The organism is Streptomyces sp. NPDC001634 (genome assembly GCF_040298185.1).
Taxonomy (GTDB): domain Bacteria; phylum Actinomycetota; class Actinomycetes; order Streptomycetales; family Streptomycetaceae; genus Streptomyces.
Genome location: NZ_JBEOZU010000099.1, coordinates 17,968 through 31,292 on the forward strand (window position 1 = coordinate 17,968; position 13,325 = coordinate 31,292).

The 13,325-nt window shown below is 70.3% G+C and carries 11 protein-coding genes; 4 read left to right on the forward strand and 7 right to left on the reverse strand.

Annotated features, from left to right (window positions below; translation table 11 throughout):
* Positions 1-302: 302 nt before the first annotated feature.
* Genes ABT186_RS40375 through ABT186_RS40385 form a run of 3 tightly spaced genes read right to left on the reverse strand, consistent with a single transcriptional unit; the run spans position 303 to position 3,680 of the window.
* Positions 303-1,052, reverse strand: coding sequence for a succinate dehydrogenase/fumarate reductase iron-sulfur subunit (locus ABT186_RS40375; RefSeq protein WP_351929324.1), 750 nt, complete (start codon positions 1,050-1,052; stop codon positions 303-305).
* Positions 1,049-3,007, reverse strand: coding sequence for a fumarate reductase/succinate dehydrogenase flavoprotein subunit (locus ABT186_RS40380; RefSeq protein WP_351929326.1), 1,959 nt, complete (start codon positions 3,005-3,007; stop codon positions 1,049-1,051). Before ABT186_RS40380 ends, ABT186_RS40375 begins: the two co-directional genes overlap by 4 nt.
* 1 nt (position 3,008) lies before the next feature.
* The gene (locus ABT186_RS40385; RefSeq protein WP_351231088.1) at positions 3,009-3,680 is read right to left on the reverse strand and encodes a succinate dehydrogenase; all 672 of its coding nucleotides are present in this window, start codon (positions 3,678-3,680) and stop codon (positions 3,009-3,011) included.
* Positions 3,681-3,811: 131 nt separating this feature from the next.
* Between ABT186_RS40385 and ABT186_RS40390 the strand changes: the two genes are divergently transcribed.
* A complete protein-coding gene (locus tag ABT186_RS40390; protein WP_351231086.1) occupies positions 3,812-4,696 on the forward strand; it encodes a LysR family transcriptional regulator in 885 nt (294 codons plus the stop codon).
* Between the two features lie 51 nt (positions 4,697-4,747).
* On the opposite strand, the gene ABT186_RS40395 is transcribed toward ABT186_RS40390, so the two are convergent.
* Complete coding sequence (locus tag ABT186_RS40395) at positions 4,748-5,638, reverse strand: NAD(P)H-binding protein (protein ID WP_351929328.1); 891 nt, start codon at positions 5,636-5,638, stop codon at positions 4,748-4,750.
* Between the two features lie 124 nt (positions 5,639-5,762).
* Here ABT186_RS40395 and ABT186_RS40400 point away from each other — a divergent pair, with 124 nt between their 5' ends.
* Positions 5,763-6,635 (forward strand): LysR family transcriptional regulator, encoded by an 873-nt coding sequence (locus ABT186_RS40400; RefSeq protein WP_351231082.1) that lies wholly within the window; start codon positions 5,763-5,765, stop codon positions 6,633-6,635.
* Between the two features lie 4 nt (positions 6,636-6,639).
* Here ABT186_RS40400 and ABT186_RS40405 read toward each other — a convergent pair whose 3' ends face one another.
* The 3 genes from ABT186_RS40405 to ABT186_RS40415 all read right to left on the reverse strand — a co-directional run bounded on the left by ABT186_RS40405 (position 6,640) and on the right by ABT186_RS40415 (position 10,883).
* A complete protein-coding gene (locus ABT186_RS40405) occupies positions 6,640-8,787 on the reverse strand; it encodes a putative bifunctional diguanylate cyclase/phosphodiesterase (protein ID WP_351231080.1) in 2,148 nt (715 codons plus the stop codon).
* Complete coding sequence (locus tag ABT186_RS40410; protein WP_351231078.1) at positions 8,784-9,596, reverse strand: SAM-dependent methyltransferase; 813 nt, start codon at positions 9,594-9,596, stop codon at positions 8,784-8,786. Before ABT186_RS40410 ends, ABT186_RS40405 begins: the two co-directional genes overlap by 4 nt.
* Positions 9,597-9,926: 330 nt before the next feature.
* The gene (locus tag ABT186_RS40415; protein WP_351231076.1) at positions 9,927-10,883 is read right to left on the reverse strand and encodes an SCO0930 family lipoprotein; all 957 of its coding nucleotides are present in this window, start codon (positions 10,881-10,883) and stop codon (positions 9,927-9,929) included.
* A 906-nt stretch (positions 10,884-11,789) separates the two neighbouring features.
* Between ABT186_RS40415 and ABT186_RS40420 the strand changes: the two genes are divergently transcribed.
* Both ABT186_RS40420 and ABT186_RS40425 read left to right on the forward strand, forming a co-directional pair.
* Complete coding sequence (locus tag ABT186_RS40420) at positions 11,790-12,554, forward strand: bestrophin-like domain (protein WP_351231074.1); 765 nt, start codon at positions 11,790-11,792, stop codon at positions 12,552-12,554.
* A gap of 226 nt (positions 12,555-12,780) precedes the next feature.
* A partial coding sequence (locus tag ABT186_RS40425) for a hypothetical protein (RefSeq protein WP_351929330.1) occupies positions 12,781-13,325 on the forward strand: 545 nt, incomplete at its 3' end.

The window sequence follows — 13,325 nt, forward strand, 5'->3', positions numbered from 1 at the left end:
GGGTACCGGTGGGTGGGGGGGTTGGCGGGGCGGTGTTCGACCACCCCGCCCGGCCCCGCCCGTCCGCACCCTGCCGGCGAACGGCTACGACCGGCGCCGCCCCGTCCCGAGCGGCGCCGGTCCGTCTTCTGCAGCCAGGGCCTGTCTTTCGGACCAGCTCGGCGTCGCGGGCCCTGGCACGCACTCCCCCCAGAGGGGGACCCCAGCGGCGTTGTCGTCGGTTGCCGACTCCCCCACGCCCGGCTTCGCTCGCGCGGGGGACCCCCATCGCGTCGACGCCCTCCTGATCCGAAGGACAGGCCCTAGCGGCGGCCCGCCTTGCGGGTCGCGCGCAGCCACTCCTTGTTCATGCTGGTGATGGAGACCAGCGGGATGCCCTTCGGGCAGGCGGTGGCACACTCGCCGGTGAGGGTGCAGCCGCCGAAGCCCTCCTCGTCCATCTGCGCCACCATGTCCAGCACACGGGTCTCGCGTTCGGGCGCGCCCTGCGGCAGGACGTTGAGGTGGTTGATCTTGGCCGAGGTGAACAGCATCGCCGCGCCGTTCGGGCAGGCCGCCACGCAGGCGCCGCAGCCGATGCACTCGGCGTGCTCGAACGCGAAGTCGGCGTCCGCCTTCGGTACGGCCGTGGCGTGGGCCTCGGGCGCCGAGCCGGTGGGGGCGGTGATGTAACCGCCGGCCTGGATGATCCGGTCGAAGGCCGAACGGTCGACCACGAGGTCCTTGACGACCGGGAAGGCCGAGGCCCGCCACGGCTCGATGTCGATCGTGTCGCCGTCCTTGAAGGACCGCATGTGCAGCTGGCAGGTGGTGGTGCGCTCCGGGCCGTGTGCGTCGCCGTTGATGACGAGCGAGCACGCCCCGCAGATGCCCTCGCGGCAGTCGTGGTCGAAGGCGACCGGGTCCTCGCCCTTGAGGATGAGCTCCTCGTTGAGGGTGTCCAGCATCTCCAGGAAGGACATGTCGGGCGAGATCCCGTCCACCTCGTACGTGGACATGGCGCCTTCGGCGCCGGCGTTCTTCTGCCGCCAGACGCGCAGGGTGAGCTTCATGCGTAGCTCCGCTGAGTGGGGTGGACGTACTCGAAGACCAGGTCTTCCTTGTGCAGGGTCGGAGCCTCGCCGGTGCCGGTGAACTCCCAGGCGGCCGCGTAGGAGAACTCCTCGTCGTTGCGGGCGGCCTCGCCGTCGGGGGTCTGGGACTCCTCACGGAAGTGGCCGCCGCAGGACTCGGAGCGGTGCAGAGCGTCGAGGCACATCAGCTCGGCGAGCTCCAGGTAGTCGACGACGCGGTTGGCCTTCTCCAGCGACTGGTTGAACTCCTCGCCGGTACCTGGGACCTTGATGCGCCGCCAGAACTCCTCGCGTATCTGGGGGATGCGTTCCAGAGCCTTGCGCAGGCCCGCGTCCGTACGCGCCATACCGCAGAACTCCCACATGAGTTCGCCGACTTCGCGGTGGAAGGAGTCGGGGGTGCGGTCGCCGTCGACGGCGAGCAGCAGGCCCAGCCGGTCCTGCGTCTCGGCCAGCACCTCCTGGACGACGGGGTGATCGACGGTCACCGTATCCTGGTGCGGGTTGCGCGCGAGGTAGTCGTTGATCGTCGACGGCAGCACGAAGTAGCCGTCGGCGAGGCCCTGCATCAGCGCGGAGGCCCCGAGGCGGTTGGCGCCATGGTCGGAGAAGTTGGCCTCGCCGATCGCGAAGAGTCCCGGGATGGTGGTCTGCAGGTCGTAGTCGACCCACAGGCCGCCCATCGTGTAGTGCACGGCGGGGTAGATCCGCATCGGCACCTCGTACGGATTCTCCGCGGTGATCCGCTCGTACATGTCGAAGAGGTTGCCGTACTTCTCCTCGACCTTCTTGCGGCCCATGCGCACAATCGCGTCCGCGAAGTCGAGGTAGACGCCCTGGCCGCCGGGGCCGACGCCACGGCCCTCGTCGCAGACGTTCTTGGCGGCGCGGGAGGCGATGTCACGGGGCACGAGGTTGCCGAACGACGGGTAGATGCGCTCCAGGTAGTAGTCGCGCTCGTCCTCGGGGATCTCGTTCGGCGGACGGTTGTCGCCCCTGGCCTTCGGCACCCAGATCCGGCCGTCGTTGCGCAGCGACTCGCTCATCAGGGTGAGCTTGGACTGGTGGTCGCCGGTGCGCGGGATGCAGGTGGGGTGGATCTGGGTGAAGCAGGGGTTGGCGAAGTACGCGCCACGGCGGTGCGCCCGCCAGATGGCGGTGGCGTTGGAGTTCATGGCGTTCGTCGACAGGTAGAAGACGTTGCCGTAGCCGCCGGAGGCGAGGACGACGGCGTCCGCGAAGTATGTGTCGATCTTCCCGGTGATCAGGTCGCGGGCGACGATACCGCGGGCCCGTCCGTCGATGACGATCAGGTCGAGCATCTCGGTACGCGGGTGCATCTCCACGTTTCCGGCGGCGATCTGCCGCGACAGCGCCTGGTAGGCGCCGAGAAGCAGTTGCTGGCCCGTCTGGCCGCGGGCGTAGAAGGTGCGGGAGACCTGGACGCCGCCGAAGGAGCGGGTGTCGAGGAGGCCGCCGTATTCGCGGGCGAACGGAACGCCCTGCGCCACGCACTGGTCGATGATCTCGACGGAGATCTGGGCCAGTCGGTGGACGTTGGACTCGCGGGCCCGGAAGTCGCCGCCCTTGACGGTGTCGTAGAAGAGGCGGTGGACCGAGTCGCCGTCGTTGCGGTAGTTCTTCGCGGCGTTGATGCCGCCCTGTGCGGCGATGGAATGGGCGCGGCGCGGAGAGTCCTGGTAGCAGAACTGGACGACGTGGTAGCCCTGTTCGGCGAGCGTGGCGCCCGCGGAGCCGCCGGCGAGTCCGGTGCCCACGACGATCACCGTGTGCTTGCGCCGGTTGGCGGGGTTGACCAGCTTGGCCTCGAAGCGGCGCTTGTCCCAGCGCTCGTTGATCGGGCCGGACGGGGCCTTGGTGTCGACGACCGGCTCACCGGTCGCGTAGTCCGTGTATTCGGCGGAAGCAGTCATGTCAGCTCACCACTCCGGTCATCACGCCCACGGGTACGGCGATGAACCCGGCCGTGAGCAGCAGCGCTAGGACATTGGCGATGGTCTTCAGCGCCCGGTCGCGGGTGCGGCTGCCGACGCCGAGCGTCTGGGCGGCGCTCCAGAAGCCGTGCCGGATGTGCACACCGAGGGCGAGCATCGCGACGATGTAGATGACGTTGCCGTACCAGGTGGAGAAGGTGTCCACGACGTTCTGGTACGGGTGGCCCTCCTGGAATCCGCCGGAGTGCACGGTGCCGGTGGTCAGGTCGAGGATGTGCCACACGATGAACAGGCCGAGGATGATCCCGCCCCAGCGCATGGTGCGCGTGGCGTAGGTGGCCTGCGGCTTCTTGTGCATGTACTTGCTGGGGCGCGCCTTGATGTCGCGGCGGCTGAGCTGGTAGGCGGAGACGGCGTGGGCGACGACGGCGACGACCAGCACGATCCGGATGAGCCACAGCGTCCACTCATAGTGCATGAACGGTTCGCCGATGGTGCGCAGCCAGTGGGCGTAGTTGTTGAACTCACCGGCCCCGAAGTAGATCTTCAGGTTTCCGATCATGTGGACGACCAGGTACAGCAGCATGATCAGGCCGCTGACCGCCATCACTGTCTTCTTACCGACGGAGCTGTCCCACACGGTGCGTGCCATGGACGGCCGTCGGTCCGTCCGCGTTGCCAGAGCCATGGCTCAAAACGCTAGGGCCGAAGGTCCTCATCGGTCCAAGACATGGTCCGCCTGGTTTCGATAGGCAACCCCTATGCATCCCCTATGCTGACTGTGTGCAGTTCCAGCAGCTCCAGTACTTCGTGGCGGTCGCCGAGACCCGGCACTTCACCCGGGCCGCCGATCTGGTCCATGTCGCCCAGCCGTCGCTGTCGCAGCAGATCAAGGCGCTGGAGCGGGAGCTCGGGGCGGATCTGTTCCTCCGGGCGCGCGGCAACATCACGCTCACGGACGCGGGTGAGGCACTGCTGCCGTTGGCCCGCCGCATCCTCGCCGACGCGGACACGGCCCGGCACGAGGTGCAGGAGCTGGTGCAGCTGCGCAGCGGCCGGGTACGCCTCGGCGCTACCCCGAGCGTGTGCACGGGCCTGCTGCCGGACGTGCTGCGCGCCTTCCACGACCGCTATCCCGGCATCCGGCTGCTGATCGAGGAGGGCGGCTCGCACGACCTCGTACGGGAGCTGGCCCGCGGCGCCCTCGACCTCGCTCTGATCGTGCTCCCCCTGCCCACCCCCTCCCCCGCGCTGACCACGGTGGAGGTGCTGCGCGAGGACCTGGTCGTGGTGTCCTCGCCCGACGCCCCGAGGCCCGGCGGCGGCCGCCGTACAGTCCGCGTGGCGGATTTGGAGGGCGAGCGCCTGGTGATGTTCCGCCACGGTTACGACCTGCGGGAACTGACCGTGGCCGCATGCCGCGCCGAGGGCTTCGAGCCGGGCTTCGCGGTGGAGGGCGGCGAGATGGACGCGGTCCTCGGATTCGTACGGGCGGGCCTCGGCGTCGCCGTCGTGCCACGCATGGTCGCGACCCGGTCCGGCCGCGGCCTACGGGTGACCCCGCTGGCCCGACCCGGACTGCACCGTACGATCGCGCTGGCCCACCGCAGCGATGTGGCTCCGCCGCGGGCCGCGCGGGAGCTGCAGCGGATGCTGTTGCAGCGATGACCGCAGCGGATGCCGCTGCAGCGGTGGGCGGGCCGCGCGGCGGCCGGACGCTCAGGCCAGGACCGCGGGTTTGAGCACCTCCTCGCACCACTGGCGGAAGGGGGTGGGCGCCGTCTCGGGGGTGCTCGGCACGTCGGCACCGTAGAAGTCCTGGTCGTTCAGCGCCTCCGTCATGTCGGCCAGGCCCTGCGCCCAGGCCTCGGTCGCCCCGGCGCGCATCATCGTCGCCTTGTATTCCGCGACAGGGATCTGCTGCGCACGGACCGGCCGCTCCACAACCTCGGTCAGAACCCGCGCCATGCCCTCGGGGGTCAGTACGTCGGGCCCGACCAGCGGAACGTCGCCCTGTCCGGTCCAGGAACCGTCGATCAGCAGCCGGGCGCCGGTGGCCGCGATGTCGCGGGTGGCGCAGGTGCGCAGGACCCGGTCCGCGGTCCTCGCCAGGAAGAACACTCCTTGGCTACGGATCGCTTCGGCCTGGCCGAGCAGGTTCTCCATGAGGAACGGCGGGCACAGCGCACGGTAGTGCACGCCCGTGGCCGCGATCCGCTCGTCCATGGCCAGCGAGGCCGATATCTGCCCGGCGTTCTTCGCGATCCCGCGCCCCAGGGTGGAGACGGCGACGACACGCTCGATGCCCTGGCGCTCGATCGCCTCGCACAGGGGCTCGGTGAAGTCGCGGAAGTGGCCCTCGACGCTGTCGGCGCCGGGCGTCGGGGGCACCAGCCAGAACACACGGTCGGCGCCCTCGCACGCCTTTGCGACGACGTCGGGGTCGGCGTGCGATCCCCGTACGACCTCGACACGTTCACGCACCCTCGGGGAGAGGCGTGCCGGATCGCGGGCGATGACCCGAATCGCCCCCACACCGTCCCCGGCGTCGAGGAGGGAGTGGAGGACCTGGCTGCCGATCCGGCCGGTCGGGGTGGTGATGACGATCATGGAATTCTCCGGGAGAGACAGGTAGGGAAGACGTGGTCAACTCTTCTCTCCGGCGCGAGGGAACTGAAGGATCGGTCCGCTCCCGGTTGTTACCCTGAGGGTAATACCGAACGAGGGGGAAGCCGTGGAGTCCCGCCCGCTGTGCTACTTCGTCGCCGTCGCCGAGGAGCTCAACTTCGCCCGCGCTGCCGAACGCCTCGGCATCTCCCCGCCGCCCCTGTCCCGTGCGATCCGCCGGCTGGAGACGGAACTGGGCGTCACCTTGTTCGAGCGGACCACCCACAGCGTCGCGCTGACCCCCGCCGGGGAGGTCCTCCTCAGGGAGGCGAGGATCGCGCTGGACGCCCTGCAGGCAGCCGGGCGCCGGACGCAGCGAGCGGCCCTCCCGGAGACGAAACTGGTGCTGGCGGTCAAAGCCGACGGCGACGCGGGGCTGCTGGAGCCGATCCTGGAACGCTACGCGGCCGAGCCCGGTTCCGTCCCGGTGACGGTCCACCTGTGCGGGTGGCTGGAACAGCCGCGCCTGCTGCGTCGCGGCGAGGCCGACGCCGCCCTCGTTTACGAGCCGTTCGACCGCACGGGCCTCGACACCGAGACACTGGCCGTCGAGCCGCGCGTCGCCGCCCTCGCCGCGACGCATCCACTGGCCGCCCGGGACCGGATCGGCCTCGCCGACCTCGGCCTCCGCCCCGGCGACCTGCACCGGTTCCTCGACGAGATCCGGCAGCACGGCCGTGACCTCGCCCAACTGCTCACGCTCGTCGGACTGGACGGCCTCGTCGCCCTGTTGCCCTTTTCGGTCGCCGCCCGGTATCCGCGCCCGGGCGTCGTCTACCGTCCCGTCCCGGACGCACCGCCCGCGATACTGACGATCGCCTGGCCGCAGCAGTCCTGTTCGACGGCCACCGCGGCCCTCGTCCGGGCCGCGACCTGGGTGGCCGACGCGGTACGGGACGGCGCGGCGGACCCAGGGCCCGTTCCGGCGGTGCGGTCGTGAGGGCTCAGCCCGTCGCGTCCACCAGCGCCAGCTCGTGCAGTCGCTCCGGCGGGCCCGGGCGGGCGTAGTACCAGCCCTGGGCCGTGTCGCAGCCCAGCAGCCGCAACTGCTCGGCCTGGGCGCCGGTTTCCACGCCCTCGACCGTGACCGCGAGGTCCAGGCTGTGGGCGAGGGAGACGATCCCCTCTACGATCTTCAGGTCGACGGGGTCGGCCGGGCACTGCTGCATGCCCTGGGTGAAGGAACGGTCCAGCTTGAGGATCCGCACCGGCAGCCGCCGCAGGTTGGCGAGGTTCGAGTAGCCCGTGCCGAAGTCGTCGAGGGCGATGTCCACCCCCATCTCGGACAGCCGGCGCAGGGGTTTGAGCAGGTCGTCGTCCGCGCCGATGAGCGCCGACTCCGTGACCTCCAGGCAGAGCGCATCCGGTTCCAGACCGGCCCCTTCCAGGATGTCCACGGTGTCGGCCACCAACCCGGGATGGGTGAGCTGGCACGGCGACAGGTTGACGTTGATGCGCAGCGGACCCGTCTGCTTGTGCTTCTCCTGCCAGGCACGGGCCTGGCGTACCGCCTCCTCGAGGACCCAGCGGCCCAGCGGAACGATCAGCCCGGTGCGCTCGGCAAGCGGGATGAAGCGGTCGGGGCCGAGCACGCCGTGCTGCGGGTGCAGCCACCGCACCAGTGCCTCGGCGCCGCGCACGGTGCCGTCGCCGAGGTGCACCAGCGGCTGGTACTCGATGAAGAACTCGCCCCGGTCCAGGGCCGCGGGCAGCGCCGTGGTCAGCCCGTGCCGGGTGATGGCGCGTGCGTCGGCCTCGGGGTCGGCCAGCTCGAAGCGGTTGCCGCCCGCGGACTTGGCCCGGTACATGGTGATGTCGGCGCTGCGCAGCACCTCTGCCGGGCCGCGTTCTCCTACCGGCCCTTCGACGATGCCGATGCTGCCGCGCACGGTCAGCTCGCGTCCGTCGATGCTGATCGGGGTGACCAGCGCGTTCATGATGCGGCCCGCGAGTTCGTCGACTTCGCGCTCGGTGTCGGGTCCGGTGGTCAGCGCCACGAACTCGTCGCCGCCCAGCCGCGCGACCATCTCGCCGGGCGCGGTCGCACAGGCCTGCAGCCGGTCGGCCACCTCGACGAGCAGCCGGTCGCCGGCCGCGTGCCCCAGGCTGTCGTTGATGGTCTTGAAGCCGTCGAGGTCGAGGTAGCAGAGTCCGAACCGCTGGCCCTCGCCCGCCGCGAGGGCCTTCTCCAGGCGCTCGAAGAAGAGGGTGCGGTTGGGGAGTCCCGTGAGCGCGTCGTGCGTGGCCTCGTAGCGCAGCCGGAGATTCAGCAGACGCCGTTCGGTGGTGTCCTCCATGAGGGCCAGCTGGTACTGCGGGTGACCGTCCGCGTCCCGTAGCAGGGACACCGTGAGGTTGGTCCACAGAACCGTTCCGTCGGGCCGGTAGAAGGCCTTCTCGATGTGGTAGTGCTCACGCTCGCCCCGGACGAGCTCGTCGTACAGATGCCAGACCTGCGGCGCGTCGTCGGGGTGGGTCCACTCGGCGACGTTGCGGCCGCGCACCAGTTGTTCGGAGCCGCCGAACATACGCAGCAGCGCACCGTTGACCTGCAGGACGTTGCCCTCCAGGTCCGCGATGCCGATGCCGATGGCCGCGCCCTCGAAGACCGCTCGGAAGCGGGCCTCGGTGGAGTGCAGCGCCTGCGCCACCACGCCCTGGGCGGTGAGGGCGGCCTGTGCGATGGCCTCCTGTTCGGCCAGAGTGCGTTCCCGCAGTGCGTCGGCGAATCCGGCGGCCATCGCGTGCTGCAACCGTGAGGAACGGGTCCGCAGCGCCTCCTGCGCCTCCGGGGAGGCCTCCGGCTCGCCGCAGTAGAGCACGAGGTAGGCGTCGACGCAGTCGAGCGTGCGGCTGAGCGCCTCCGGGTCGGTGCAGTGCGCCTCGATGAGCGCCCCGCCGATCGACCTGGCCGAGGATGCGTCGAACGCCCTGGCCCGCAGTGCGTCGCTCAGCCGCCGGGCCAGTGGCAGCAGTCGCTCCTCGAACTCCGGCCTGGTCAGCGACGTCGAGGTCACCGGGAAGACCGCCCGGCTCCAGATGGTCGCGAACCTGCGCAGTCTGTCCTCCGGTCCACCCGGCTCCGCGGTCACGCCGAGCGCCCCACGCCGGCGAATCCCGAGAAGGAATACGGATCCTCGTCCTCTGGTGCCGTGTCGGGCCGCCACTTCGGCATCGGCACCAGTCCGGGTTCCACCATGTCGTACCCCTCGAAGAACCGCGCGATCTCGTCGCGCGAGCGCATGATCAGCGGATTGCGGATGTTCTTGTACACGTCGACCGCGCCCTCGGCCCGCTCCTGCGGGAGCGGGATCCCCTCGTACGAGGCGTGCGTGACGACGAGCAGGCTGCCGGGCGCGAGCGCGTCGCGCAGCTCGGCCACCGCACGGTACGGGTCGTCCGCATCCTCCACGAAGTGCAGTATGGCAACGAGAAGGAGAGCGACTGGCCGGTTCAGGTCGATCAGCTGCTCGACCTGAGGGCTCGCCAGGATCTCCGCGGGCTTGCGGAGATCCGCCGCGACGACGTCCGCGTCGTCATTGCCCCTGAGAACGGCCTGGCTGTGCGCGACCGCCACCGGGTCGTGGTCGACGTACACCACGTGCGCGCCCGGGTGCGCCTGTTGCGCCACCTCGTGGACGTTGCCGAAGGTCGGTATGCCGGAGCCGATGTCGAGGAACTGGGTGATGCCCTCCCCGACGGCGAAGCGCACGGCGCGGCGCATGAACGCCCGGTTCGCCTGCATGATCTTCGGGAGTCCCGGCATGAACTCCATCGCCTTGCGCGCCGCCTGCCGATCCACCTCGAAGTTGTGCGATCCGCCCAGGTAGAAGTCGTACATCCGGGACACACTCGGCACGGAGATGTCGATACTCCGTGGCGCCCAGGCGGGACGCTCCATGTAGCTCTCCAAGGCGTAGGGGACGGGGTAGCCGATCCGGTGTTCGAGCTGAGGCTACTGATCGTCCGCCAACGGAGCGAGTAAAAACGGAAATTGACCATCCGTTCCCGGTCACCACCTGGGGCACGTGCCTCTGGAACTCCGGAATCCGCCGCCCGGTTCGGAGCACGCCAAAGCGGTCCGCCCCCTCCGTGCGGTGCGGAGGGGGCGGACCTGGTCGTGCACGCCTGTGTCCCGTTCGTCCGGCACTCTTGCTTCTGGGTCCACTCCCTTCCGCGTTCCGTGGCTGACTGGGCGAGGCGATTCGATCGACCCTGGGGAGGTTGATCTCTACTTGGGCGCGCCGACCGGCTTGCCGTCGGGCGAGACGGCGTACCACGTGCCGCCCACACCCTGACCGTTGGTGTCCCCGGGGGCCTTGTCGCCGGAGAAGGTGTAGATGGGCCAGCAGTTGACGGTCATCTGCTTGGCGCCGTCCGGGCGGGTGAAGCCCATGAGGCCCTTCTTCTTGACGCCCTTGGTGTCGTCCGGGGAGACCGGGGCGACGACCGGCCACTTCTCCAGGCAGGCACCCGTGCAGGCCGAGACCGGCTCGGGCCACGCCTTGTCCTTCAGGAAGCGGTAGACCGTCCTGCCGTTCTTGTCGACGACGATCGGGCCGAGCTTGGGGTCGTTGCGGACGGACAGGCCGGGCAGGGAGGAGGCGGCACCGGCCTTCTTGCCGGTGGGCGCGGTCGCGAACCAGGTGCCCTTGACGCCCTCGCCGTTGGTTTCACCGGCCTTGGTGTCCTTGACGAAGCGGTACATCGGCCAGCCGGCGATGGTCAGCTGCTTGGTGCCGTCGGCACGGGTGACCTCGCCGAGCAGGGACTGGTCGATGCCGGAGGCGACCGTGGCGCCCTCGGCGGGAACCGGCGGCCACGTCTTCGCGCAGTCGCCATTGCAGGAGGACTTCGGCGGTTCGGCCGTGTCCTGGTCGAAGCGATAGAGGGTGAAGCCGGCGCTGTCAGTGACTATCTTGCCGAGCTTCGCGTTGTCGGCGACGTTCAACTGGCCCGCGGACTGCCCGCCCGCGGAGGCCGAGGCGCTCGGCGCGGTGGTCGAGTCGGCACCGTAACCGTTTCCGGGGGTGGTGGTAGTGGTACCGAAACCGCCCGCGGCAGCGGTGGCCCCCACATTCTGGCTGCCCGCCGACTGGGTGCCGCTCTCCTGACCGCACGCCGTCGTGAGCGCCAGCACGGCCGCAGCTGTCGCCACGAGAGAGGCGCTCCGCCAGGATGTCTTCATTTCCAACTCCTGCTGTCCGCTTGGGTGTTGCGGCGCCCTCTGTGCGCCGCGTATGGCCCTAGGTACGCGCGGGGGTGCCTGATGTGTTCAATCGAGCCGCACATTTCTTTCCGGTAGCTGTGTCGCATCTCGGCCACCCACCCGGCCCACCCTGCACACCCTCGCGCAGATGTACCCAACTCGTGGCGGTCCGGGCTTGATCACTCAAACCATGCGAAGCCGGATCTCCCTCCTTCGAGGCAATTGGCCGGGGCTCCGGCGTGTACGGGGCCGGACCGGCTCATGATCTCCGTCGTGCATCGACCCGAACGGACCCGGTCCGCCCCCGTCAGAAGGGTGTTGGCCCTGGTGACGCTGGCGTGGATCCTCGCGGGCACCCCCGCGGCAACGGCGTCGGCCGACGCGTGCGCGTACGCCTCGACCGGCCCGGACGGCGCGGAGGCGGTGGCGGTCGCGGGCGGCGGCCGCCGGCCGACTCCACCGCCGTGCCTCAGCCCCACTCCGGCACCGAGCCCCACTCCGACGCCCAGTCCGCCTCCGCCCCCCAGCCCGGAACCCACCCCCACTCCCAAGCCGCCGACCGAGCCTGCTCCGCCCCCGAAGCCGAGTCCGACGCCGAAACCCGCGCCACCGCCTCCCCCGCCGCCCACCGTCGCGGCGCGCCCCCGGCCGGCGCCGAAACCGGCCCCCCTCCCGACTCCCCCTCCCACTCCGGCCCCGGCGCTCCCCCACCAGCAGACTCTCCGCTCCACGCCGTACCCGGTGCACTATCCGCCGTACCACGCGGTGTCCCGTCCGCGGCCACCGCACGACGGTCCGTCACCCCTCACGTTCACCTTGCTCATCGCCGTGCCCGCGGTGTGCGCCGTCGCCGCACTGCGCCCGCGCTGATCTCTGGAGGCACTCTTGTCGGAATGGCTTGTTCTCGCCCTCGCGATGGCGGCCGCCTGTGCCGTCGTGATCGTGGTGACCCTCGTACGGCAGCGCACGGCCGGCGATGACGACGACCCGTCCGAGACCCCGGACGTGATCGAGTACATGACGATGTGGATCGGCGTGGTGTACGCCATCGTGCTGGGCCTGGCCATCGCCGGTGTCTGGGAGGCCCGCAATGCCGCCCAGGACCACGTCCAGGCCGAGGCGCAGGCACTGCACGAGATCACCGAGCGGGTCCGGGTCTATCCGGCCGACGTCCGCGACCGCATCCGCGGCGACGTCAACGCGTATGTCGGCCACGTCGTCGCCACCGAGTGGAAGGTCATGGAGCATCACGGCAAGGTGACCGCTCGCGGCGGGGAACTGCTCCAGCGGATCCGTCAGGACGTCACCGACTACCAGCCGAAGACGGACTTCCAGGCCCAGACGTACCAGCCGCTCATCGAGCAGGTGACCGCTGCGGACACCGCACGGGCTGCCCGCTCCGATGCGACGGGCTCGACCATGCCGCCGGTGGTGTGGTTCGGGCTGATCGGCGGGGCGGTGGTCACCATCGGGATGGTGTTCGCCCTGCAGATCCGGCGCACGGCCCGTGAGCTGATCCTCGCCGGGCTCTTCTCCGCGCTGATCGCGTTCCTGCTCTTTCTGATCTGGGACTTCGACGCGCCTTACAGCCGGGGCATCACGGACTCCGCGGAGCCCTTCCTGGCACTGTTCCCGCACCTTCACGGGTGACGGGCCGCTCGACGGTGGCCCTCGGCACGCAGGGCGGGCGCGGGGCACGCGCCCGCCCTGCCGTCCTCCGGTTCTCCTCCCCCGTCGCCACGCCGGGTCGTCCCCCATTCGTACGACTGAGATCGCGCCCGGACCTCCCCTTTCTTAGCGTTTCGCTCATCGAGGTGCATTCCTGGCGCAGGCGGAAGGTCCGCAGCGAGGCTCCTCGGAGACCTGGAGGCTCACCATGCGCGCGATACGCGTCGCTTCGGCCGCCCTGCTGGGCATCGGCGCCCTGGCCTTGACCGGATGCACGGGGCCCGTCGCCAATGGCGACGGCGGCATCGGAGGGTTCGGCTACAACGTGCAGCCGGCGTCGGTCGAACCCGGGGGGCGGCTCAACCTGCCTGTGCAGGGCTGCAACGACAACGCCACGGTCTACTCGGGCGCCTTCGAAGCGGTGACCATACCCAGGGGCCGTGGCTCGGGCACCGCCCTGGTCGACCGGAACGTCAGACCCGGCGAGATGTACGACGTGACGTTCCAGTGCGGGCGCCGGTACGGACACAGGAGACTCGCCATCGCGCCCGGGCGCGGGAACGACCGCGACGGCGGTCGATACGGCGGCTACGACGGCGGTCGTGGCGGTGGCATCGGCGGCGGTCTTGACGGCGGCCCCGGGGGCGCCATCGGAGCCGGCCCAGGCGGCGTAGTCGGAGGTGCCCTCGGAGGCGCCATCGGAGGCGCCATCGGAGCCGGCCCCGGCGGCGTTGTCGGAGGCGGTCTCTGCGG